Origin of the sequence: Pseudomonas sp. PSPC3-2 (assembly GCF_049897085.1) — a bacterium.
In the GTDB taxonomy this organism is placed as follows: Bacteria; Pseudomonadota; Gammaproteobacteria; order Pseudomonadales; family Pseudomonadaceae; genus Aquipseudomonas; species Aquipseudomonas paraveronii.
Genome location: NZ_JAFCVO010000007.1, coordinates 126,912 through 147,768, shown reverse-complemented (window position 1 = coordinate 147,768; position 20,857 = coordinate 126,912). Strand labels below are relative to the sequence as shown.

The window sequence follows — 20,857 nt, the reverse complement described above, 5'->3', positions numbered from 1 at the left end:
GACCCGCTTATGACCACCAGTCCCGAACACGCCCGGCTCTTGCGCTTGGCCACCCGCGCTTCGGTTGGCGTGGCCTCTGTGCTGATTGTGACCAAGGCGATCGCCTGGTGGCTCAGCGGCTCGGTGAGTATGCTCGCCGGGTTGACCGACTCACTGCTCGATGGCGTCACCTCACTGCTCAATCTGCTGGCGGTGCATTACGCCCTGCGCCCGGCCGATGACGATCACCGTTACGGGCATGGCAAAGCGGAGTCACTGGCCGGTATGGCGCAGGCGTTGTTTATCGCTGGCAGTGCGGTGCTGATTGCGTTGCAGGCATTCGAACGGATCAAGCATCCCGAGCCCGTGGGGGCGCCGTGGCTGAGCATTGGGGTGATTATTTTGTCCCTGGCGCTGACCGTGGCCCTGCTGTTCCTGCAACACCACGTGGTGCGGGAAACCGGCTCAAGCGCCGTGCGCGCCGACTCGCTGCACTACCGCTCGGACTTGCTGCTCAATGGCAGTATTTTGATTGCACTGGTCTTGGCCGGTTTCGGCTTCCATCAGATCGACGCCTGGTTTGGCCTGGGCATCGCGGCCTACATTCTGTGGAGCGCGATTCAGATCGCCCGGGAAAGTTTTGCCGTGTTGATGGACGAAGAACTGCCGCCGGACGTCAGCCAGCACATGCTGGAATTGGCCCGTGGCATACCCGGCGTGCTGGGCGCCCACGACTTGCGCACGCGGATCTCCGGCAACCACTGGTTTGTGCAGTTGCACCTGGAATTGCCGGGGGAGTTGACGCTGTCTGTTGCCCACGGCATCAGCGACCAGGCCGCCGATGCCATTCACGCTGCCTACCCACGGGCCGAAGTGCTGGTACACGCCGACCCGTTGGACGTGGTGAGCGGCGCCCAGGCCTAGTACTGCACCTGGTAGCCGCGACTGCTCAGGCAGTTGCCCTGGGCCTGGCGGTAGGTTTGCACCACTGCCGGGGCCGGGGCGTAGGTGACCGCTTGCGGGTCAAAGCCACTTTGCTGCACAGCCCAGCGATAACAGTCATAACCGTCCTGCTGCACCTGCGCCGGTGACTGGCCATTGGCGGGATAGGCCACCACGTCATAGCCGTTGCCCTGAGGCGCCGGCTGCGGTGCCGGTACTGCGGTCGGCGGCTCCACCACCACGTACTGCTGGGAACTGCTTTCGTAGGTGTAATAGGCACCCGCCGCGAGGAAGAACAGCGCGCTGCCCACCCACACTTCCCGCGCGTAATCCGGCAGGTAATGCACGCGGATGCCATACGGCGGCGCCACCACTACATAGCGCGGGCCTTGCGGGCGATACCAGTAGCCGCCGGAGAAGAAATAATCCTGACCACGGTAAGGCACACGGTAATTGCGCTCGGGAAAACGATCCACCATATAGCCCGGGCGATACTGCGGGCCTGGGCCCCAGCCGTTGCCGTGCCCATCGGGGCGACCTGGCCAGCGATTATCACCGGGACGCTCATTGTGGTAGCCGCCGCCGTTGTTGCCTGGGCGTGAACCGGGGCCGCCAGCCTCCCAATGTTGATTGCCGTCGTTGCGGCGCGGGATGTCGCGGTAGTCACCCTGACGCGGCTCCTGGGTCTGGCGCACAGTATCGGGGCGACCTTGGATCGGCAGGCTGTTCGACGGTTGTGGCTGCGGCGCCGGGCGGCCCGGCTCATTGCCCTGGGGCCGGCCTTGCCCCTGACCGCCACCGTTCGGGCCGCCGCGATCAAAATGCGGGTTCTCCGGGCGCGGCTGATTATTCTCGGGCCGCCCGCCACCTTCAGGGCCGCGTTCATGCTGCCCGCCGCCGCCCTGCGGCCGCTGCCCCTGGCTCTGGCCCTGACCGGGTGAATTATCACGTTCGTCGGCCGTTACCTGCGCGCTGACGCTGACCACCAGCAAACCAACACCTGCCATTCGCCAGATGCGCTTCATGCTCTTCCTCACTGCGGTTTAGGGCTTATCAATGAGACTGGAAAAGCCTCGCCCGGTTCTGGCACAGGTTATCAGTCACGAGAAGAATTTTCTTAAGGCAAAAAGAAAGGGGCGACCCGTCGGCCACCCCTTGAGAACTTCGTCCGGGCTCAACGCTTATGACGTTGGCTCACCTCACGCCGTCTTGTGGACAGTGTGCAGCCTGGAGGCCGGCTCAACCCTGCTGGGGTGGCGGCCGCAGCAGGCCTGATTGGGCGAGCTGCTGTGGACTATGTCCAGGCGGTGATTCTGTTGGTAATCATAGGCGCAGCGCCCCGACAGATGATTGCGAAGATTGCGTCAATAAACAGTGCTTGCGCAATTTTTAACCCTTAAGGGATAATTCACCGCAATAGTTACGACAAAGGCCAGCCCCATGAGCAAACTTGACCGATACGACCTGAGTATTTTGGCGGAATTGCAGCGCGACGCGAGGATCTCCAACCAGGAGTTGGCCGAGCGTATCGGGCTGTCGCCGTCGCCCTGCTCGCGCCGGGTCAAGCAATTGGAGGACGACGGCTACATCGCCCGCCAGGTCGCCCTGCTCGACCGCAAGATGCTCGGCCTGAGCCTCACCGCCTACGTGCTGATCGGCATGGACCGACACACCCCCGAGCGCTTCGAGAACTTCGAAGCGGCCATCCGCACCCTGCCGCAGGTGCTGGAATGCAGCCTGGTGACCGGGATGGATGCCGACTATCAATTGAAAGTCGTGGTGCCGGACATGGACCACTACCAGAAGCTGCTGCTGGGCCACCTGACCCGCATTGAAGGCGTCACCAGCGTGCGTTCGAGCTTTGTGCTGAACCAGGTGCTCAACAGCACCGAGTTACCACTGACCCACCTGCGTACTTAAGATCGGTGAAGGTCAAATGTGGGAGGGGGCTTGCCCCCTCCCACATTTAAGTCTGCGTGCGACGCACCGACGCAGGGCAATGCCCAGCCCGAGCACTGCCGTATACTTGCCACCTGCCCCGTCGGAAGAAACCAATGAACTCGATTGACCCCGCGCTACTTGAAGAATGGATGATGACCGGCCTGGTCACGATCCTGATCATTTTCATGGGCTTTATCGTCTGGGACCTGGCGAAGAAATCCAAGGCCGGGCGTTTCGGCTCGTTCATCCTGTTTTTCGTGCTGGGCCTGGGCGTGGCCGCATTCGTCATCAAGAGCGTGGTGATCGGCCTGATCGAGTCCGGCGTCTTATAAGCGCGCCGGTACGGCCTTCCATTGGCCCTGATCCAGGCCGTCGATGGACCAATCGCCAATCCGCACGCGCACCAGGCGCAAGGTGGGCAACCCCACCGCCGCCGTCATGCGCCGCACTTGGCGGTTTCGCCCTTCACGAATCACCAACTCCAACCAGTGGGTCGGCACGCTTTTGCGAAAGCGCACCGGCGGGTTGCGTGGCCATAACTCAGGCTCGTCCAACCGCCGGGCTTCGGCGGGCAAGGTCATGCCGTCGTTGAGTTGCACACCGTCGCGCAGGCGTTGCAGTTGTTCTTCAGTGGGTTCGCCTTCCACCTGCACCCAGTAGGTTTTCGCCAACTTGTGCTTGGGGTCGGCAATGCGCGCCTGCAATTGACCATCGTTGGTCAACAACAACAGACCTTCGCTGTCACGGTCCAGGCGACCCGCCGGGTAGATACCGGGGATGTCGATAAAATCCTTGAGGGTCGCCCGCCCGCCTTCGTCGCTGAACTGGGTCAGTACGTCGAAGGGTTTATTGAACAGGATCAGCTTCGGCTCGGCCGGTGGCGCCTTGGCGACGCGACGAGCTGCGGAATACGGGGCTTTCACGCCAGGGCGGCGCGAATCGGGACGGGGGGGACGGGACATGGCGAAGGAACATCTAACGGTCAGGACCGACAATGCTAGTGGCCTGACCGCTAAATGACCATCCCAACCGCTTAGCGGAACGGCGGCTCGTCGAAGCTGCGCAGTTTGCGCGAGTGCAGCGAGTTGAGCTCGGTGCGCAACAGGTCGACCGCCTCGATGCCGATTTTCAAGTGCTGGCTGACCGCACGCTCATAGAACGCGTTGGCCGAGCCCGGCAGCTTGATCTCGCTGTGCAACGGTTTGTCCGACACGCACAACAAGGTGCCGTAGGGCACACGCAAACGGTAGCCTTGGGCGGCGATGGTGCCGCTTTCCATGTCCACGGCGACGGCGCGGGACAGGTTGATCAGCGGACGCTCCTGGGCCCAGCGCAGTTCCCAGTTGCGGTCGTCGTAGGTCAGCACGGTGCCGGTGCGCAGGCGTTTTTTCAGTTCTTCGCCCTTTTCGCCGGTGACGTTGGCCGCCGCTTGCTGCAAAGCCATTTGCACTTCGGCCAGGGCCGGGATCGGAATGTTCGGCGGCACCACGCGGTCGAGAATCCCATCACGGCGCATATAGGCGTGAGCCAGGACGTAGTCGCCGATGGTCTGGGATTGGCGCAGGCCGCCGCAGTGGCCGATCATCAGCCAGCAATGTGGACGCAGCACGGCCAGGTGATCGGTGATGTTCTTGGCGTTGGACGGGCCGACGCCGATGTTGACCAGCGTCACGCCGTGACCGTCAGTGGCCTGCAGGTGGTAGGCCGGCATCTGGTAACGGTGCCAGACCACGCCTGCGGCAATGGCGGACGCTTCGCCGTGGTCCATGCTCTTGTCGATGATCACGTTGCCCGGCAGCACCATGCGGATAAAACGCGGGTCGCTGCGCAATTGCTCCAGGCCATGCAGGATGAACTGGTCGACATAGCGGTGGTAGTTGGTCAGCAGAATCCACGGTTGCACATGGCGCCAGTCGCTGCCGGTGTAATGCACCAGGCGGCGCAGGGAAAAGTCCACGCGGGCCGCATCGAACAGGGCCAGTGGCAGCGGGTCGGTGTTTTCCCAGTCATACAGGCCGTCGGCGATGCCATCGGTGGCGGCCGACAGGTCGGTGCTGGGGAACACACGGGCCAGGGTCGCGGCGGTCACGCCGGAGCCGGCCAGTTCGTCGCCCTGCTCGACCACATACGGGTAAGGAATATTCTGCTGGCTGACGCCGACTTCCACCGTCACGGTGAAGTCGTGCATCAACGGCACCAATTGTTCCAGCAGGTATTTACGGAACGCCGACGGATGGGTGACGGTGACGCTGTAAGTCCCCGGCAGTTGGACCTTGGCATATGCCCGGGTAGTCTGTGGGACTTCGCCGTGGCACTGGTAAGTCAGGCGCAGCTCCGGGTAACGAAACATCGCGCGTTGTTCGGCGTCGGGCTCGACGCGGTCCTTGAGGTATTGCTTGAGGGCTTGATTGAGCGCGCCGGTAGCACGCTCATGCAGAGCCGCCAGCCGGTCGACGGCTTCTTCGGCGGTTTGAACGACAACAAAAGCTTCGGTCACGGTAAGCATCCTGTGTGCTGACTTGCAGACCTTTATCTTGCCTGTATCCCGGCCTCACTGAAACAGCCGAAGTGCAATGCGCTGAATAATGTGGGAGGGGCGGTGCGACGATTCGACTTGCTCCCGATGGCGGTGGTGCAGTTAACGCATGGGCTGACCGACACACCGCTATCGGGAGCAAGCCCCCTCCCACCTTTTGGAGCGTATTTATTCAGACACTTGGGGGGTGGACCGCGTAACGATGGCCCGCACGTCCACCCCACGTGGCAAGGCGCCATACACGCGCCCCGACGACTCACCCAGCCGGCTGGCGATGAACCCATCGCTGACGGCTGCATTCCCGGCCTCCAGCAACAACTTGGCCTGCAACGCCACGGCAATGTCCTCGGTCAGTTGCCGCGCGCGGTATTGGATGTCCTGGGTGTCCATGAACGCCGATTTCAGTTGCTCGATATGCTGCGCCAACTGCCTGTCGCCATGCCCGTCGCCCAGTTCGACAAACAGCGCTTCCAGCACACCCGGCTCTTTGGACAATGCGCGCAGCACGTCCAGGCACTGCACATTGCCGGAACCTTCCCACGTCGAATTCACCGGCGCCTCGCGATACAAGCGCGGCAGGATGCTGTCCTCCACATAACCGGCACCGCCCATGCACTCGGCGGCTTCGTTGATCATCGCGGGCGCGCGCTTGCAGATCCAATACTTGCCCACCGCGGTCACCAGCCGGGAGAACTTGGCTTCCTGTTCATCGCCCAAATGATCGAGGGCGCGGCCCATGCGCAGGCTCAAGGCCAGCGCGGCTTCGCTTTCCAGCGCCAGGTCGGCCAGCACGTTTTGCATCAGCGGTTGTTCGCTGAGTACGCGACCGCTGACCGAGCGATGGGCGCAATGGTGACTGGCTTGGGTCAGCGCTTGGCGCATCAAGGCGCTGGAGCCGACCATGCAATCGAAGCGGGTCATGGCGACCATTTCGATGATAGTCGGCACGCCACGGCCTTCTTCGCCGACCATCCAGGCCAGGGCGCCGCGAAACTCGACTTCGCTGGAGGCGTTCGAGCAATTGCCGAGTTTGTTTTTCAGGCGCTGGATATAGAACTGGTTACGCGTGTCGTCCGGACGGTGCCGGGGCAGCAGGAAGCAGGTCAGGCCCTTGTCGGTCTGGGCCAGGGTGAGGAACGCATCGCACATCGGCGCCGAGCAGAACCACTTGTGCCCCACCAGTTCATAGGCTTGGCCGGGGCCGCCCGCGCCCACGGGGTAAGCGCGGGTGGTGTTGGCGCGCACGTCGGTGCCACCCTGTTTCTCGGTCATCGCCATGCCGATGGTGGCGCCGGCCTTGTGGGCGATGCCGACGTTGCGCGGGTCGTAGTCGGTGCTGAGAATTTTCGGCAGCCAGGTCTGCGCCAGGTCCGGTTGCAGGCGCAGGGCAGGGACGCAGGCGAAGGTCATGGTCAACGGGCAGCCGGTGCCGGCTTCGGCTTGGCTGTGCAGGTAAGTCAGGGCGGCACGGGCCACATGCGCGCCGGATTGTGGATGCGCCCACGGCAGCGATGGCAGGCCATGTTCGACAGCGGTGCGCATCAGCTCGTGGTAGGCCGGGTGAAACTCCACCAGGTCGATACGATGGCCATAGCGGTCATGGCTGCTGAACTGTGGTTTGTTCTGGTTCGCCAGGAACCCGGCCGCCATCAGCGGCCCGCCGGCCAGCGCGCCGTAGGCATCGATGCGCGGCGCGGCCCAGCCGGCGCCGAAGCGGCGCGACCAGTCTTGCAGCGGCACGTCGATGCGGTACAGGTTGACGCCGTCCAGGGAGGGCGGCTGGTTGGTGACGTCGTGGGTTTCGGCGAACTGATGCAAGTTCATGACGGGCCTCCTGGAAAAAGGCCACCGGGGGTTGCGGCCCAAATTTCAGTTAAGCACCGTCACCTCGCTTAAAAAAGTGGCATACGCGCCGAATGTCCGGCGCTTTCACCCTCTAGCGGGCACAGCAGCCGGCGCTCCAATACCGCCTGCAGCGCGTCGAAACGTACCGGCTTGACCAGGCGTTCGGTGATGCCGATGCCATGGCTACGCTCACGTTCAGACACATTCAGCGTGGCGCCCAGGGCGATCACCGGTAACTCGCCGCAGCCGGGCAACGCACGAATCTGACAGCACAACGAGAAGCCGTCTTCAGGTGTATCCAGCAGCACCGCGTCGAAGGTTTCCCCCTGCAACGCCGCCAACGCCGCCGGCCCGCTGTCCACGGTTTTCACCCGATAACCGAGCTTGAGCAACATGCCACGCACCGCCCACTGGCCGACGCTGTTGTCGTCCACCAACAGCACCGTGCACTGCGCAGGCGTGCGTTCGCGCTCAGGGCTCGCCGGGCGTGGCTCGAGCTGCAGCGCGGTGACCGCCAGTTCCAACTGGAAGCGACTGCCCTTGCGCGGTTCGGAATGATGGGTGAGGCGCCCGCCGAGTAATTCGATCAGTTGCCGGCAGATCGCCAGACCAATCCCCAGGCCGCCGTATTCGCGCGTCGTCGAGCCATCGAGCTGGAAGAAACGCTGGTACAGGGTGGCCTCGTCGAGGAAAGCAAAGCCGATGCCCGTGTCGGTGACGATAAAACTCAGGCGCACTGCGCCGTCGCTCAGGGGTACGCCGACCACCCGCAGACGCACGGCGCCTTCGTGGGTGAACTTGAAGGCGTTGTCCAACAGGCAATCCAGGCACTGGCTGAGTTTGTCGGCGTCGCCGTGCAGGCGGTCGGGCAACTCGTCGGCGACATCGATGGAAAAGGCCAGACCTTTGCTCTGCGCGCTGGCGCTGAACTGCTGGCGCAAGGTGCCGAGCACGCCGCGCAGGCTGAACACCTTGGGCTGGGCGCTCAGGCGTCCGGCCTGCAATTCGGTGAGGGTGAGGATGCCATTGACCATGCGCATCATGTCCCGCGCCGAGCCGGCGGCGGTTTGCTGGTACTGCGCCAGGTCGTCGTCCAGGGGCACGGTCTGCATCAGCTCAAGGGAGCCGATCACGCCATTCATCGGCGTGCGCAGTTCGTGGGTCAGGGTGGCAAGGAACTCGTCCTTGAGCCGGTTACTGCGGGCCAACTGCTGGTTGAGTACTTCGAGTTTCTGGCTCGCGTCGTAGAGGATCTGCGCCTGTTGCTCACGCATGCTGTTGATGCGATCCGCCAGGGCCAGGGACAACAGCGCCACTTCGATCGCCGAGCCGATCTGGCTGGCGTACATGGTGAGGAACACGTTGGGCAGGTAGCCCAGCACCATCAGGGTGTTGACCACACCGCCCAACAGGAACGCCGACCAGGCAATGATGAAATAGCGCGCCACCCGCTGCCCGCAGTACCAGGCCTTGATGGCGGCGACAAAGATGGTCACGGTAAACACCAGCGCCAAACCCGTGGCCAGGCGCAGCGCCAGGGCGTAGCTGGTCATCAGCGAGAGCAGCATCACCACCGCGCCGCAGGCCACCAACCCCAGCAACAGGCGATTGATCCAGCGGCTGTGCTGGGCGGTGTGCAGGAAGCTGCGGGCGAACAAGCTGCCGAACAACGCCGCCGAGCCGATCAGGAAGGGCGTCGCGGCATTCGCCCACCAGGGGTTGTTCGGCCAGAAATACTCCACCGCCGCGCCGTTCACCGACAACTGGTATAGGCCAAACGAGGCGATGTAGAAGATGTAATAAAGGTAGCTGGTGTCGCGCACGCTGAGGTAGATGAACAGGTTGTACACCAGCATCCCCAGCAACACGCCATAGATCAGGCCCAATACGTACAGGCGCAGCGGTTGCTGCTCAAGGTAGGCGGTGCTGGACCACAGCGTCAGCGGCGCCTGGATCGAGCCTTCGCTTTGCAGGCGCAGGTAGACGGTCTTGGTTTCGCCCGGTGTGAAGTCGAGCTTGAACAGGTAGTTGTTCTGGCGAATCTCGCGACTGGAAAACGGCAGGGCATCCCCGGTGCGACCGGCCAGGCGATAGTTGCCGGTGCTGTCGGGCAGGTACAGGTCAAGGTGGTCGAGGGGCGGATAGGCTAACTCCAGCAGCCAGGTGCGCTGGGTTTCAGGCTGCTTGGGCAGGTAGCGCAGGTTGACCTTGAGCCAGAACACCGAGCGCGAATAGCCGGCGTTGAGGGTGTCTTTGTCGTGGGGTTTGAACTGTGTGGCGGCGGTGGGAGCACTCACATCGGCGATGGTCAGGGCGTTAGTTGGGTCTTCGAGCACTTGCATGGCACGGCCCAAGGGCAGGCTTCGAGTGTCTTGGGTGAACTCAATGGCGTTGGCGAACAGCGGTAGCCCGCACAACAATAAAATCAGCAAATAGCGCATAGAGCCCCAGCGTGGCCTGTCCGGTTATGTCAAATAGCCCCCATTCCTTTTGAGAAGACGTATACCGGCGATACAGTAAGTTATTTGAATCCACTTTAGCATAGCCGCTAAAGGCCATTGGACACCATCAAGATAATTTTTAAAGAGGCTCTAGAACAAGGCTTTCAGCGGCTTATTCAACTAAAAATCGATACTAGCAAACAGCCATAAACACCCACGAATACCGACAAAATTCAGCCATCGCCAGACGGCCACGCCAAAAGCGTTTGGTGGTAAGCTCGCGCACCATGAATATCTACAGCTCTCGCCCCGTTGTCCTCTGTCTCTCCGGCCATGATCCCAGTGGTGGCGCCGGCTTGCAGGCAGATATCGAAGCCCTGCTCGCCCAGGGTTGCCATGCGGCTCCGGCCGTTACCGCGCTGACGGTGCAGAACACCGTCAATGTCAGCGATTTCCGCGTGCTCGACCGCGAGTGGGTACTGGCCCAGGCCAATGCCGTGCTCGGCGATTCGCAAGTGGCGGCGGTCAAGCTGGGTATGCTCGGTTCCACCGCGATGGTCGACACCGTGGTCGAACTGCTGCAGGCGCACCCGCACTTGCCGGTGGTGTGCGACCCGGTGCTGCGCGCCGGCGGCGGTGGCAGCCTGGGCAAGGACGAAGTCGGCTACGCCATGCGCGAGCGGCTGTTGCCGCTGTCGCTGATCGCCACGCCCAACCTGCCAGAAGCACGCATCCTTGCCGAACTGCCTGAGGGCACGGCGGACGACTGCGCTGAAAGGCTGTTGCCGTTTATCAAGCACCTGCTGATTACCGGCGGCCATGGCGATGAGCATCAAGTCCACAACCGCCTATACAGCCGCGACGGCACGCGCCAGACCTTTACCTGCCAGCGTCTGCCCGGCAGCTATCACGGTTCGGGGTGTACGCTGGCCAGCGCGCTGGCGGGCCGGATCGCCCAGGGTGAAGGCTTGGTCAGCGCCGTGCAATCGGCCCTCAACTACACTTGGCGCACCCTGCGTGACGCCGAACAACTCGGCCAGGGCCAGTTCGTGCCTCGCCGGCTGCCGCTGGATTTCTGCTCGTAACACCAAGAGGCCTGCCCGATGAAACTACGTGGCCTTTATGCCATTACCGACAGCCAATTATTGGCCGGTAAATTCCTCGCCTACGTCGAAGCGGCACTGGATGGCGGCGTGACCCTGCTGCAGTACCGTGACAAAAGCAGCGACGAGGCCCGGCGCCTGCGTGAAGCTGAAAAACTGCGGGAACTGTGCTCGCGCTACAAGACCCGACTGATCATCAACGATGACGCCGAGCTGGCCGCACGCCTGGGCGTCGGCGTACACCTGGGCCTGACCGATGGCCCTCTGACCACTGCCCGTGCGTTGCTGGGCTCCAAGGCGATCATCGGCGCCACCTGCCACAGCCAGATCGAACTGGCCGAGCAGGCCGCGAAAGAAGGCACCAGTTACGTCGCCTTCGGCCGCTTCTTCAACTCCAGCACCAAGCCCGGCGCCCCCGCCGCCAGCGTCGAAATGCTAGCCCAGGCCCGCGCGCGCTTGCAGTTGCCGATCTGCGTGATCGGTGGCATCACCCTGGAGAATGCCGAACCGCTGGTGGCACACGGTGCCGACCTGCTCGCGGTGGTCCACGGCCTGTTTGGTGCCGACAGCACCCAGGAAGTCACGCGCCGCGCCCGCGCCTTCAACGATCTTCTTAAATATCAAGTTTAGAGAGCCCGACCATGTCCCGTTCCGAAACCCTGTTTGCCAATGCACAGAAACACATCCCCGGTGGTGTTAACTCCCCCGTGCGTGCGTTCAAGAGCGTGGGCGGCACGCCGCTGTTCTTCAAGCATGCCGAAGGCGCCTACGTCACCGACGAAGACGACAAGCGCTATGTGGATTACGTAGGTTCCTGGGGCCCGATGATCCTCGGCCACAGCCACCCAGACGTATTGGATGCGGTGCGCAAGCAACTGGAACACGGCCTGTCCTACGGCGCTCCGACCGAGATGGAAACCGAGATGGCCGATCTGGTCTGCGCGATCGTGCCGTCGATGGAGATGGTGCGCATGGTCAGCTCCGGCACCGAGGCCACCATGAGCGCGATTCGCCTGGCCCGTGGTTTCACCGGTCGCGACAGCATCATCAAGTTCGAAGGTTGCTACCACGGTCACTCCGACAGCCTGCTGGTGAAAGCCGGTTCCGGCCTGCTGACGCAGGGCGTCCCAAGCTCGGCCGGTGTGCCGGCGGCATTCGCCAAACATACCCTGACCCTGCCGTTCAACGACATCGCGGCCGTCGAGCAGATGCTCAATGAAGTAGGCCAGGAAGTGGCGTGCATCATCGTCGAACCGGTCGCTGGCAACATGAACTGTGTACCGCCGGCCCCGGGTTTCCTCGAAGGCCTGCGCGAGCAATGCGACAAGCACGGCGTGGTGCTGATTTTCGACGAAGTGATGACCGGTTTCCGCGTGGCCCTCGGTGGCGCTCAGGCGCATTACGGCGTGACGCCGGACCTGAGCACCTTCGGCAAGATCATCGGCGGCGGCATGCCGGTGGGCTGCTTCGGCGGCAAGCGCGAAATCATGCAGCACATCGCACCGCTGGGCCCGGTGTACCAGGCCGGCACCTTGTCCGGTAACCCGCTGGCCATGGCCGCCGGCCTAACCACCCTGCGTCTGATCAGCCGCCCGGGCTTCCACGCCGAGCTGACCGACTACACCTCCCGCCTGCTCGACGGCCTGCAACAGCGCGCCGATGCCGCCAGCATTCCGTTTGTCACCACGCAAGCAGGCGGCATGTTCGGCCTGTATTTCAGCGGTGCCGACAATATCGTCACCTTTGAGGACGTGATGAGCAGCGACGCCAACCTGTTCAAGCGCTTCTTCCACTTGATGCTGGACGGCGGCGTGTACCTGGCACCGAGCGCCTTTGAAGCCGGCTTCACCTCGATCGCCCATGGCGACGCCGAGTTGAAACTGACCCTGGACGCTGCCGAACGCGCTTTCGCCGCCCTGAAATAACTGACACAAAAATCTGACGCGGCCCCCGGCGGCGTCAGATTTGCTACTTTGCTTACAGATTTTTCCTAACTTTTTCGAGAAAACTCCTGCAATCCGGCAGATAACTTGCCCAAGCAGCAGAAAAACGAGTAAAGACTTTGTAAGCAGAGGCCTGCTTATTTCATAATGCGCGCTTATTGGACCCCCGAGGGTCCGCGCGCCCCGTCAGAGGTAAGTCGATTCCCATGAAACGCACCGGCCGCACCCTGGTCCTGGGCTGCCTGTTGCTCCTTCAGCCGCTGCTGGCACATGCACAAGCAGGCGGCAACTCGTTGTTAATCCCAGCGATGGGTCGTTGCACCCTCAATACCCAGCCAGACAGCCAGGCCGAAGCGCTGAGCGCGTGCCATAAACAGGCCGACGGCGGGGATGCGCAGGCGCAATACGAGTTGGGCGAGTACTACCACGACAGCAAGAACCCCGCGCGCGACCTCAACAAAGCGTTGAACTACTTCGAGAAAGCCTCGCTGCAGGGCCACGCCCAGGCACAATTCCAGCTGGGCACCATGTTCTTCCATGGTGAAGGCGTGCCGGCCAATAACGTCCAGGCGTATATCGTGCTGAAAATGGCGGCGGTCAACGGCGCCGAGGACGCGCTGGACACGGCCGACGAAGTCGCCGAGCACATGCAGCGCGATGAACTGGAACTGGCGACCCAGGTGCTGGGCCAGATCTTCCGCAACTACCTGCAGGAACTGCAGAGCGCGGATGGGCGTTCGCCGTTCTCGCCCCTGCCCTGATCGACCTGTGGCGAGAGAGCTTGCTCCCGCTGGGCTGCGAAGCGCCCCCCACAACCGTTCAATGATTTCTATCTGACACATCTGTAAATTGCATTAGGGCCGCTTCGCGCCCCAGCGGGAGCACGCGCCCTCGCCACAAACGCCCTACTTCTCAGGCATCGGCATCGGAAACGGCATGACATTGCTCGTGCCACGGGCTTCGCTGATCTTCGGCGTGCCCAGGCGCTCGACTTCATCGATGCGCACAATCGAATGCATCGGCACAAAACTGCGCACCACGCCTTCGAACTGGGCCTTGAGTTTTTCCTCGCCCGGGTCGACGACCAGTTGTGTGCGCTCGCCAAAGACGAACTCTTCCACTTCCAGGAAGCCCCACAGATCACTTTGATAGATCTGCTTGGCGTACATTTCGAACACCTGGCCCTGGTTGAGGAAAATCACCTTGTAGATTGGAGCTTCACGTTTGGTCATGGTGGGCGGGGAACACATCGGGGATTTAAAAGAGGGCGCGAACTATAGCATGGCACCCGATGCACAGCGCTAGGAACCGATGGACATGACCCCTATAATGCGCGGTTCTTTACCACCAGTTGACGATTCCCATGGCCAAGAAGCTCTACATTGAAACCCACGGTTGCCAGATGAACGAGTACGACAGCTCGCGCATGGTCGATCTGCTGGGTGAACATCAGGCCCTGGAAGTCACCGCTCGCGCCGAAGATGCCGACGTGATCCTGCTCAATACCTGCTCGATCCGCGAACGGGCCCAGGACCGCGTGTACTCGCAACTGGGCCGCTGGCGTGAATTGAAACTGGCCAACCCGGACATGGTGATCGCCGTCGGCGGTTGCGTCGCCAGCCAGGAAGGCGCCGCCATCCGCGACCGCGCGCCCTACGTGGATGTGGTCTTCGGCCCGCAAACCCTGCACCGCCTGCCGGAAATGATCGACGCTGCGCGCCTCACCAAGCTGCCTCAGGTCGACGTCTCATTCCCGGAAATCGAAAAATTCGACCATTTGCCCGAACCGCGCGTCGATGGGCCGAGCGCCTACGTGTCGGTGATGGAGGGTTGCAGCAAGTACTGCACTTTCTGCGTGGTGCCCTACACCCGTGGCGAAGAAGTCAGCCGGCCGTTTGACGATGTGCTGTCAGAAATCATCCACCTGGCCGAAAACGGCGTGCGTGAAGTGACCTTGCTGGGCCAGAACGTCAACGGCTATCGCGGCCAGACTCACGACGGGCGCCTGGCAGACCTCGCGGAGCTGATCCGTGTCGTCGCCGCAGTGGATGGCATCGAGCGCATTCGCTACACCACCTCACACCCGCTGGAATTCTCCGACAGCCTGATCCAGGCCCATGCCGAGGTGCCGGAACTGGTCAAGCACCTGCACTTGCCGGTGCAATCGGGTTCGGACCGCATCCTGTCGGCAATGAAGCGCAACCACACCGCCCTGGAATACAAATCCAAACTGCGCAAATTGCGTGCGGCGGTGCCGGGCATCTGCATCAGCTCGGACTTTATCGTCGGCTTCCCCGGCGAGACCGAGAAAGACTTCCAGCAGACCATGAAGCTGATTGAAGACGTCGGTTTCGACTTTTCCTACTCGTTCGTCTACAGCCAGCGCCCCGGCACCCCGGCAGCCGATTTGGCCGATGACACCCCGGAAGCGTTGAAAAAAGAGCGTTTGAACGCGCTGCAACATCGCCTGAATCAGCAAGGCTTCGAGATCAGCCGACAAATGGTGGGGTCTACCCAGCGCATCCTGGTCACCGACTACTCGAAAAAAGACCCGGGCGAACTGCAAGGCCGCACCGAGAACAACCGCATCGTCAACTTCCGTTGCGACAACCCGACGCTGATCGGCCAATTTGCCGATGTACATATCGATGCGGCGCAACCGCACTCGTTGCGTGGGTCTCTGGTGTAATAAATGTGCGAGGGGACTTGCCCCCGATTGCGGTACATCAGCAGCACATGAGCTGCCTGACACTCCGCTATGGGGGGCAAGCCCCCCCCCACACTGGATCGGGTTGGATAAGTGCTTTCGCACACCGGCGCGTGGCGTTATCCTCTCTTTCACCTCAACAGCCAAAGGGCGGCTAAAAGCGACCTTGAACGCACCCATCGAACCCCATCGTTTTCTCCTCGAGCCGTTTGAGGCTCGCCGTTTCGCCAATCTGTGCGGACAGTTCGACGAGCACCTGCGCCTGATCGAACAACGCTTGAGCATCGAGATCCGCAACCGCGGCAATCAATTCGAGCTGATTGGTGAACCCCAGCAAACCACGTCTGCAGAAAATCTGCTCCGCCGCCTCTACCGCGAAACCAAGGGTAGTGAGCTGTCGCCGGAGACGGTCCACCTGTACCTGCAGGAATCTGCCGTGGAAGACTTGGCCAACAACCCGGTGGCCGAAGCCAGCGTGGCCCTGCGCACCAAAAAAGGCATGATTCGCCCGCGCGGCTTGAATCAGCAGCGCTACGTCAAGGAAATCCTCGGTAACGACATCAACTTCGGCATCGGCCCTGCCGGTACCGGCAAGACCTACCTGGCCGTGGCCTGTGCGGTCGACGCCCTGGAGCGCGAGCAAGTGCGCCGCATCCTGCTGGTACGCCCGGCGGTCGAGGCCGGCGAAAAGCTCGGCTTCCTGCCCGGCGACCTGGCCCAGAAGATCGACCCATACCTGCGCCCGCTCTACGACGCACTCTACGAGATGCTTGGTTTTGAATACGTGGCCAAGCTGATCGAGCGCCAGGTGATCGAAATCGCGCCGCTGGCCTACATGCGCGGCCGGACCTTGAACAACAGCTTCATCATTCTCGACGAAAGCCAGAACACCACCGTCGAGCAGATGAAAATGTTCCTGACCCGTATCGGTTTCGGCTCCACCGCCGTGATAACCGGCGACGTCACCCAGGTCGACCTGCCCAAGGGCACCAAGTCGGGCCTGGCCCAGGTGATCGAAGTGCTCAAAGACGTGCCAGGCATCAGCTTCACGCACTTCATGCCCAAGGACGTGGTCCGCCACCCGCTGGTCCAGCGCATTGTCGAAGCCTACGAGCGCTTCGAACATCGCGACGACGCCCCGGCCAAGGACACCCGCCGCGATGCTTGAGCTTGACCTGCAACTGGCAACCGACGCGCACGCCCCCAGCGAAGAGCAGTTCCGTCAATGGTGCGCCCTGGCCCTGCGCCAGCGCAGCGCCGACTCGGAGCTGACCATCCGCCTGGTGGACGAACCCGAAGGCCGCGAACTGAACCACACCTGGCGCCAGAAGGACTACGCGACCAACGTGCTGTCGTTTCCCGCCGACGTACCCGACGAACTGCTGGATATCCCACTGCTGGGCGACCTGGTGATCTGCGTCGAAGTCGTCGAACGTGAAGCGAAGGAGCAAGGCAAGGCCCTTGAGGCCCATTGGGCCCATCTGGTCATCCACGGCTGCTTGCATCTCTTGGGTTACGACCATATAGACGATGACGAAGCCGAAGAAATGGAAGCACTGGAACGATCGTTGCTTGCAGAACTGGGTCACCCTGATCCGTATGCAGATGACGAAAACTGATTAACACTCAACTGAAACATCAAAGGATTTAGAGTAATCGCTATGAGCGAAGACCGATCGAGCAACGGGCAAAAGTCATGGCTGGGTAAACTGACCCAGGCTTTTGCCCACGAGCCGAAAAACCGCCAGGAGCTCCTGGAGCTGCTGCGCGAGGCCCATCAGAACAAGTTGCTGGACAGCGAAGCGCTGGCCATCGTCGAAGGCGCCATCCAGGTGGCTGACCTGCAGGTCCGGGACATCATGGTCCCGCGTTCGCAGATGATCAGCATCAAGGCGACCCAGACCCCACGGGAGTTCCTCCCGGCCGTGATCGACTCGGCGCACTCGCGCTACCCGGTGATCGGCGAAAGCCATGACGACGTCATGGGCGTCCTGCTGGCCAAGGACCTGTTGCCGCTGATCCTCAAGGAGAACGGCGACAGCTTCAACATCAAGGACCTGCTGCGTCCGGCCACCTTCGTCCCGGAATCCAAGCGCCTGAATGTGCTGCTGCGCGAGTTTCGCGCCAACCACAATCACATGGCCATTGTGATTGACGAGTACGGCGGTGTCGCGGGCCTGGTGACGATCGAAGACGTGCTGGAACAGATCGTCGGCGATATCGAAGACGAGCACGATGTCGAAGAAGACAGCTACATCAAGCCGCTGCCGAGCGGTGATTTCCTGGTCAAGGCGCTGACGCCGATCGAGAACTTCAACGAGTTCTTCGACAGCGAATTCTCCGACGACGAGTTCGACACCGTCGGCGGCCTGGTGATGAGTGCGTTCGGGCACCTGCCCAAGCGTAACGAGACCACCGTGATCGGCGCTTATCGCTTCCGCATCCTAAATGCCGACAGCCGCCGGATTCATCTGATTCGCCTGACACCTATTGCCCGCTAAGGACTGACATGCGCCGTTTCATCGCTCCCGGCTGGCCCGGTAACTTGCTGGCCGTGGTGGCCGGCGCCATCACCACCCTGGCGCTGGCGCCATTCGATCTGTGGCCGTTTGCGCTGGTGGCAGTCGGATTGTTCTATATAGGGCTGCGGGAACTGACCCCACGCCAGGCCCTCGGCCGTGGCTGGTGTTTCGGTTTCGGCCTGTTTGGCGCCGGCACTAGCTGGATCTACTACAGCATCCACCACTTCGGCGGCGCTTCGGTGCTGCTGGCCGGCTTGCTGATGCTGGCGTTCACCGCCGCCATTGCCTTGTTCTTCGCCCTGCCCGCCTGGCTGTGGGCGCGCTGGCTGCGCCGCAATGAAGCGCCATTGGCCGATGCCCTGACGTTCGCAGCGTTGTGGGTCGGCCAAGAAGCGTTCCGTGGCTGGTTCCTGACCGGTTTCCCCTGGTTGTACTCCGGCTACAGTCAACTCGATGGCCCCCTCACCGGCCTCGCGCCGCTGGGCGGAATGTGGCTGATTTCCTTCGCCCTGGCCCTGACCGCCGCCGTGTTGTGCAACCTGCCGCGCCTGCTAGCAACCAAGCGCAATGCCTTCATCGGCGCCGGCCTGTTGTTGCTGGTAGCGCCCTGGGCCATCGGCCTGGCCCTCAAGCATCACGCGTGGACTTCACCGTCCGGCGCACCGCTGAGCGTGGCGGCGATCCAGGGTAACGTCGAACAAAGCATGAAGTGGGACCCCGAGCAGCTCAATGCGCAGTTGGCGCTGTACCGCGACATGAGCTTCAGTTCCAAGCGTGTCGACCTGCTGGTATGGCCGGAAACGGCCGTGCCGGTGCTCAAGGACTCCGTCGAGGGCTACCTCGGGATGATGGGCAGGTTCGCCGCCGAGCGGCACACCGCGCTGATCACTGGCGTGCCGATTCGCCAGGAAGTGCATCACCAGAAGCGCTACTTCAATGGCATCACCGTGATGGGCGAAGGCGACGGCACCTACCTCAAGCAGAAGCTGGTGCCCTTCGGCGAATACGTGCCGCTGCAAGACATGCTGCGTGGCTTGATTGCCTTCTTCGACCTGCCCATGTCGGACTTCGCACGCGGCCCGTCCGACCAGGCGATGTTGCAGGCCAAGGGCTATCAGATCGCGCCGTTCATTTGCTATGAAGTGGTCTACCCCGAATTTGCCGCCAGCCTCTCAGCCCAGAGCGACCTGCTGCTGACCATCAGCAACGACACTTGGTTCGGCACCTCCATTGGCCCGTTGCAGCACCTGCAAATGGCGCAGATGCGTGCGCTGGAAGCCGGTCGCTGGATGATCCGCGCCACCAACAACGGCGTGACCGGGCTGATCAACCCGTATGGGCAGATCACCGCGCAGATCCCGCAGTTCGAGCGCGGCATCCTCTACGGCGAAGTGGTGCCGATGCACAACCTCACGCCGTATCTGCAATGGCGGTCGTGGCCGCTGATCGTGGTGTGCCTGGTGTTGTTTGGTTGGGCGCTATTGGCCGGCCGGATGTCCAAAACCGTCTAACCGCATCAAACCGAACCAAAAGTGGGAGGGGGCTTGCCCCCGATAGCAGTGTGTCAGTCAGTACATTTGATACTGATACACCGCAATCGGGGGCAAGCCCCCTCCCACATTTTGATTTGCGGTGCTATCGGTAGAACAACCGATACCCCACCTGCCCCACCGCCTCATTGAGCAACTGCCCGCTCTGCCACACCGACTTGAACTCCGGCATCCAGCCACCCAGCGGCCGGGCGTTATCCTGGCCAAGGAAGCCGACCGGCGCCGGCACCACGCTGAAACCGGCTTTTTCAAAGCTCCAGACCGCACGCGGCATATGCCAGGCCTGGGTCACCACCACGACGCGTTTGATCCCTTCGGGCAACAGAATCTCGGCGCTCATCTGTGCATTTTCCCAGGTGGTGCGGCTGCGCTCTTCCTTCCAGCGCACCGTCACAGCGAAGTCGTCCCGCATCGATACCGCCATCAACTCAGCCTCGCTCGGCGGCGTACCGTAGTGCAAACCGCCGCTGGTCAACACCGGCAGCCCGGAGGCCTTGGCCAATCGCGCGGCATAACGTTGACGCTCCAACCCGATGCCGGTTGGCTGGTCCGAACCCCAGGCCGGGTCCCCACGCTCGCGCCCCGAACCCAGTACCACAATGGCATCGGCGTGCTGGGCCAGGCTCGACCAATCCTCCCGGGCCAACGGCGGCGCCGTCTCGAGGGCGCGCGCACCCCACTCCACCATGACCGGTAGACTCATCAGCCACATCCCGCCCAACCCGAGAGCAAAGCAACACCCCGCCAGGCGCGGGCGGCTGCGCCGAAACCACCAGGCAAGGGCCAGCAACAGCAAGAGAATGCCGGGCGGCAGCAACAATTGTTTGATGAAATAACGAATAGGCATCGAGCATCTCCATAGATGCCCGAAGCCTAAGGTGTAACGGGGTTTAGCGACAATCTTTACAAGAACTAAGCAGTGTCAGCGATGATCAGGCCGCGAAGGGGGCATGTATTACTTAAACCGCACGGCCCGATGTTTTTCCGGACCGCGAGCGGCTGATACATCCTTGAGCCACACCACCTTGGCCGACCGCACAGGCTCATTGGGTGGCGTGCAAGCCACGCCGACAGAGGCCAAGCGTTCGTTCCTTGCCAGGTAAGCCTTGATCAGTTCCATCTCCGCGTGGCTCAAGCCTCGCAGTTCCAACTCGACGGGCTGTTCATCACGCAACCGGCCCGCTGTACTGGCTGCATCCAATGCGCGACCCAAGCGGTCGATGAGTCCTTGGTAAACATCCGATTTAGATAACATTCGCTGCGATTCCACCATCCCCTCACCTCATTGAAGATAAGTCTTGCTCCCCAATAAACAGCGTAGCCCCCATGGCTGCGCCTGCCCGGCGCC

The 20,857-nt window shown here is 62.1% G+C and carries 20 protein-coding genes; 12 read left to right on the top strand and 8 right to left on the bottom strand.

The window, feature by feature from the left end; genetic code table 11:
- The first annotated feature begins 9 nt into the window (after positions 1 to 9).
- Positions 10 to 903: a cation diffusion facilitator family transporter gene (locus ACP7CJ_RS13815; protein ID WP_426100572.1), complete on the top strand. Its 894-nt coding sequence runs from the start codon at positions 10 to 12 to the stop codon at positions 901 to 903.
- Here the strand turns inward: ACP7CJ_RS13815 and ACP7CJ_RS13810 are convergent.
- Positions 900 to 1,946, bottom strand: a complete 1,047-nt coding sequence (locus ACP7CJ_RS13810) for a DUF6515 family protein (protein WP_426100570.1) — start codon at positions 1,944 to 1,946, stop codon at positions 900 to 902. The two genes, ACP7CJ_RS13815 and ACP7CJ_RS13810, sit on opposite strands and share 4 nt — an antisense overlap.
- A 415-nt stretch (positions 1,947 to 2,361) precedes the next feature.
- On the opposite strand from ACP7CJ_RS13810, the gene ACP7CJ_RS13805 reads away from it, so the two are divergent.
- The gene (locus ACP7CJ_RS13805; protein WP_003194418.1) at positions 2,362 to 2,841 is read left to right on the top strand and encodes an Lrp/AsnC family transcriptional regulator; all 480 of its coding nucleotides are present in this window, start codon (positions 2,362 to 2,364) and stop codon (positions 2,839 to 2,841) included.
- 143 nt (positions 2,842 to 2,984) lie between these two features.
- Complete coding sequence (locus ACP7CJ_RS13800; RefSeq protein WP_276197999.1) at positions 2,985 to 3,194, top strand: DUF2788 domain-containing protein; 210 nt, start codon at positions 2,985 to 2,987, stop codon at positions 3,192 to 3,194.
- Here ACP7CJ_RS13800 and ACP7CJ_RS13795 read toward each other — a convergent pair.
- The 4 genes from ACP7CJ_RS13795 to ACP7CJ_RS13780 all read right to left on the bottom strand — a co-directional run bounded on the left by ACP7CJ_RS13795 (position 3,189) and on the right by ACP7CJ_RS13780 (position 9,684).
- Positions 3,189 to 3,824, bottom strand: coding sequence for a pseudouridine synthase (locus ACP7CJ_RS13795; protein WP_426100568.1), 636 nt, complete (start codon positions 3,822 to 3,824; stop codon positions 3,189 to 3,191). The genes ACP7CJ_RS13800 and ACP7CJ_RS13795 overlap by 6 nt on opposite strands.
- A 71-nt stretch (positions 3,825 to 3,895) precedes the next feature.
- Positions 3,896 to 5,368, bottom strand: coding sequence for an AMP nucleosidase (gene amn / locus ACP7CJ_RS13790; RefSeq protein ID WP_164886999.1), 1,473 nt, complete (start codon positions 5,366 to 5,368; stop codon positions 3,896 to 3,898).
- A 198-nt stretch (positions 5,369 to 5,566) separates the two neighbouring features.
- Positions 5,567 to 7,222, bottom strand: coding sequence for an acyl-CoA dehydrogenase family protein (locus ACP7CJ_RS13785; RefSeq protein ID WP_426100566.1), 1,656 nt, complete (start codon positions 7,220 to 7,222; stop codon positions 5,567 to 5,569).
- Positions 7,223 to 7,290: 68 nt separating this feature from the next.
- A complete protein-coding gene (locus ACP7CJ_RS13780; protein ID WP_426100564.1) occupies positions 7,291 to 9,684 on the bottom strand; it encodes a hybrid sensor histidine kinase/response regulator in 2,394 nt (797 codons plus the stop codon).
- 287 nt (positions 9,685 to 9,971) lie between these two features.
- Here ACP7CJ_RS13780 and ACP7CJ_RS13775 point away from each other — a divergent pair, with 287 nt between their 5' ends.
- The 4 genes from ACP7CJ_RS13775 (at position 9,972) to ACP7CJ_RS13760 (ending at position 13,491) form a co-directional block, all read left to right on the top strand.
- Positions 9,972 to 10,769 (top strand): hydroxymethylpyrimidine/phosphomethylpyrimidine kinase, encoded by a 798-nt coding sequence (locus tag ACP7CJ_RS13775; protein WP_426100562.1) that lies wholly within the window; start codon positions 9,972 to 9,974, stop codon positions 10,767 to 10,769.
- A gap of 18 nt (positions 10,770 to 10,787) precedes the next feature.
- Positions 10,788 to 11,417 carry a thiamine phosphate synthase gene (thiE, locus tag ACP7CJ_RS13770; RefSeq protein ID WP_426100560.1) on the top strand — a complete coding sequence of 210 codons (630 nt, stop codon included), beginning with the start codon at positions 10,788 to 10,790 and terminating at the stop codon, positions 11,415 to 11,417.
- A gap of 11 nt (positions 11,418 to 11,428) precedes the next feature.
- The gene (gene hemL, locus ACP7CJ_RS13765; protein ID WP_276195001.1) at positions 11,429 to 12,712 is read left to right on the top strand and encodes a glutamate-1-semialdehyde 2,1-aminomutase; all 1,284 of its coding nucleotides are present in this window, start codon (positions 11,429 to 11,431) and stop codon (positions 12,710 to 12,712) included.
- 224 nt (positions 12,713 to 12,936) lie between these two features.
- Positions 12,937 to 13,491, top strand: coding sequence for a tetratricopeptide repeat protein (locus ACP7CJ_RS13760; protein WP_247403760.1), 555 nt, complete (start codon positions 12,937 to 12,939; stop codon positions 13,489 to 13,491).
- Positions 13,492 to 13,635: 144 nt separating this feature from the next.
- On the opposite strand, the gene ACP7CJ_RS13755 is transcribed toward ACP7CJ_RS13760, so the two are convergent.
- Positions 13,636 to 13,962 (bottom strand): DUF1820 family protein, encoded by a 327-nt coding sequence (locus ACP7CJ_RS13755; protein ID WP_003194436.1) that lies wholly within the window; start codon positions 13,960 to 13,962, stop codon positions 13,636 to 13,638.
- Positions 13,963 to 14,093: 131 nt separating this feature from the next.
- On the opposite strand from ACP7CJ_RS13755, the gene miaB reads away from it, so the two are divergent.
- From miaB to lnt, 5 genes are all read left to right on the top strand, one after another.
- Positions 14,094 to 15,419 carry a tRNA (N6-isopentenyl adenosine(37)-C2)-methylthiotransferase MiaB gene (miaB, locus tag ACP7CJ_RS13750; RefSeq protein WP_276195002.1) on the top strand — a complete coding sequence of 442 codons (1,326 nt, stop codon included), beginning with the start codon at positions 14,094 to 14,096 and terminating at the stop codon, positions 15,417 to 15,419.
- Positions 15,420 to 15,603: 184 nt separating this feature from the next.
- Positions 15,604 to 16,605 carry a PhoH family protein gene (locus ACP7CJ_RS13745; RefSeq protein ID WP_276195003.1) on the top strand — a complete coding sequence of 334 codons (1,002 nt, stop codon included), beginning with the start codon at positions 15,604 to 15,606 and terminating at the stop codon, positions 16,603 to 16,605.
- Positions 16,598 to 17,056, top strand: a complete 459-nt coding sequence (gene ybeY, locus ACP7CJ_RS13740) for an rRNA maturation RNase YbeY (protein WP_276195004.1) — start codon at positions 16,598 to 16,600, stop codon at positions 17,054 to 17,056. Before ACP7CJ_RS13745 ends, ybeY begins: the two co-directional genes overlap by 8 nt.
- 42 nt (positions 17,057 to 17,098) lie before the next feature.
- Positions 17,099 to 17,938: an HlyC/CorC family transporter gene (locus ACP7CJ_RS13735; protein WP_247403765.1), complete on the top strand. Its 840-nt coding sequence runs from the start codon at positions 17,099 to 17,101 to the stop codon at positions 17,936 to 17,938.
- An 8-nt stretch (positions 17,939 to 17,946) separates the two neighbouring features.
- The gene (gene lnt, locus ACP7CJ_RS13730; RefSeq protein ID WP_276195005.1) at positions 17,947 to 19,470 is read left to right on the top strand and encodes an apolipoprotein N-acyltransferase; all 1,524 of its coding nucleotides are present in this window, start codon (positions 17,947 to 17,949) and stop codon (positions 19,468 to 19,470) included.
- Between the two features lie 124 nt (positions 19,471 to 19,594).
- Here lnt and ACP7CJ_RS13725 read toward each other — a convergent pair whose 3' ends face one another.
- The gene (locus tag ACP7CJ_RS13725) at positions 19,595 to 20,356 is read right to left on the bottom strand and encodes a YdcF family protein (protein WP_426100558.1); all 762 of its coding nucleotides are present in this window, start codon (positions 20,354 to 20,356) and stop codon (positions 19,595 to 19,597) included.
- 108 nt (positions 20,357 to 20,464) lie between these two features.
- Complete coding sequence (locus ACP7CJ_RS13720; protein ID WP_253399409.1) at positions 20,465 to 20,782, bottom strand: hypothetical protein; 318 nt, start codon at positions 20,780 to 20,782, stop codon at positions 20,465 to 20,467.
- Positions 20,783 to 20,857 lie beyond the last annotated feature (75 nt).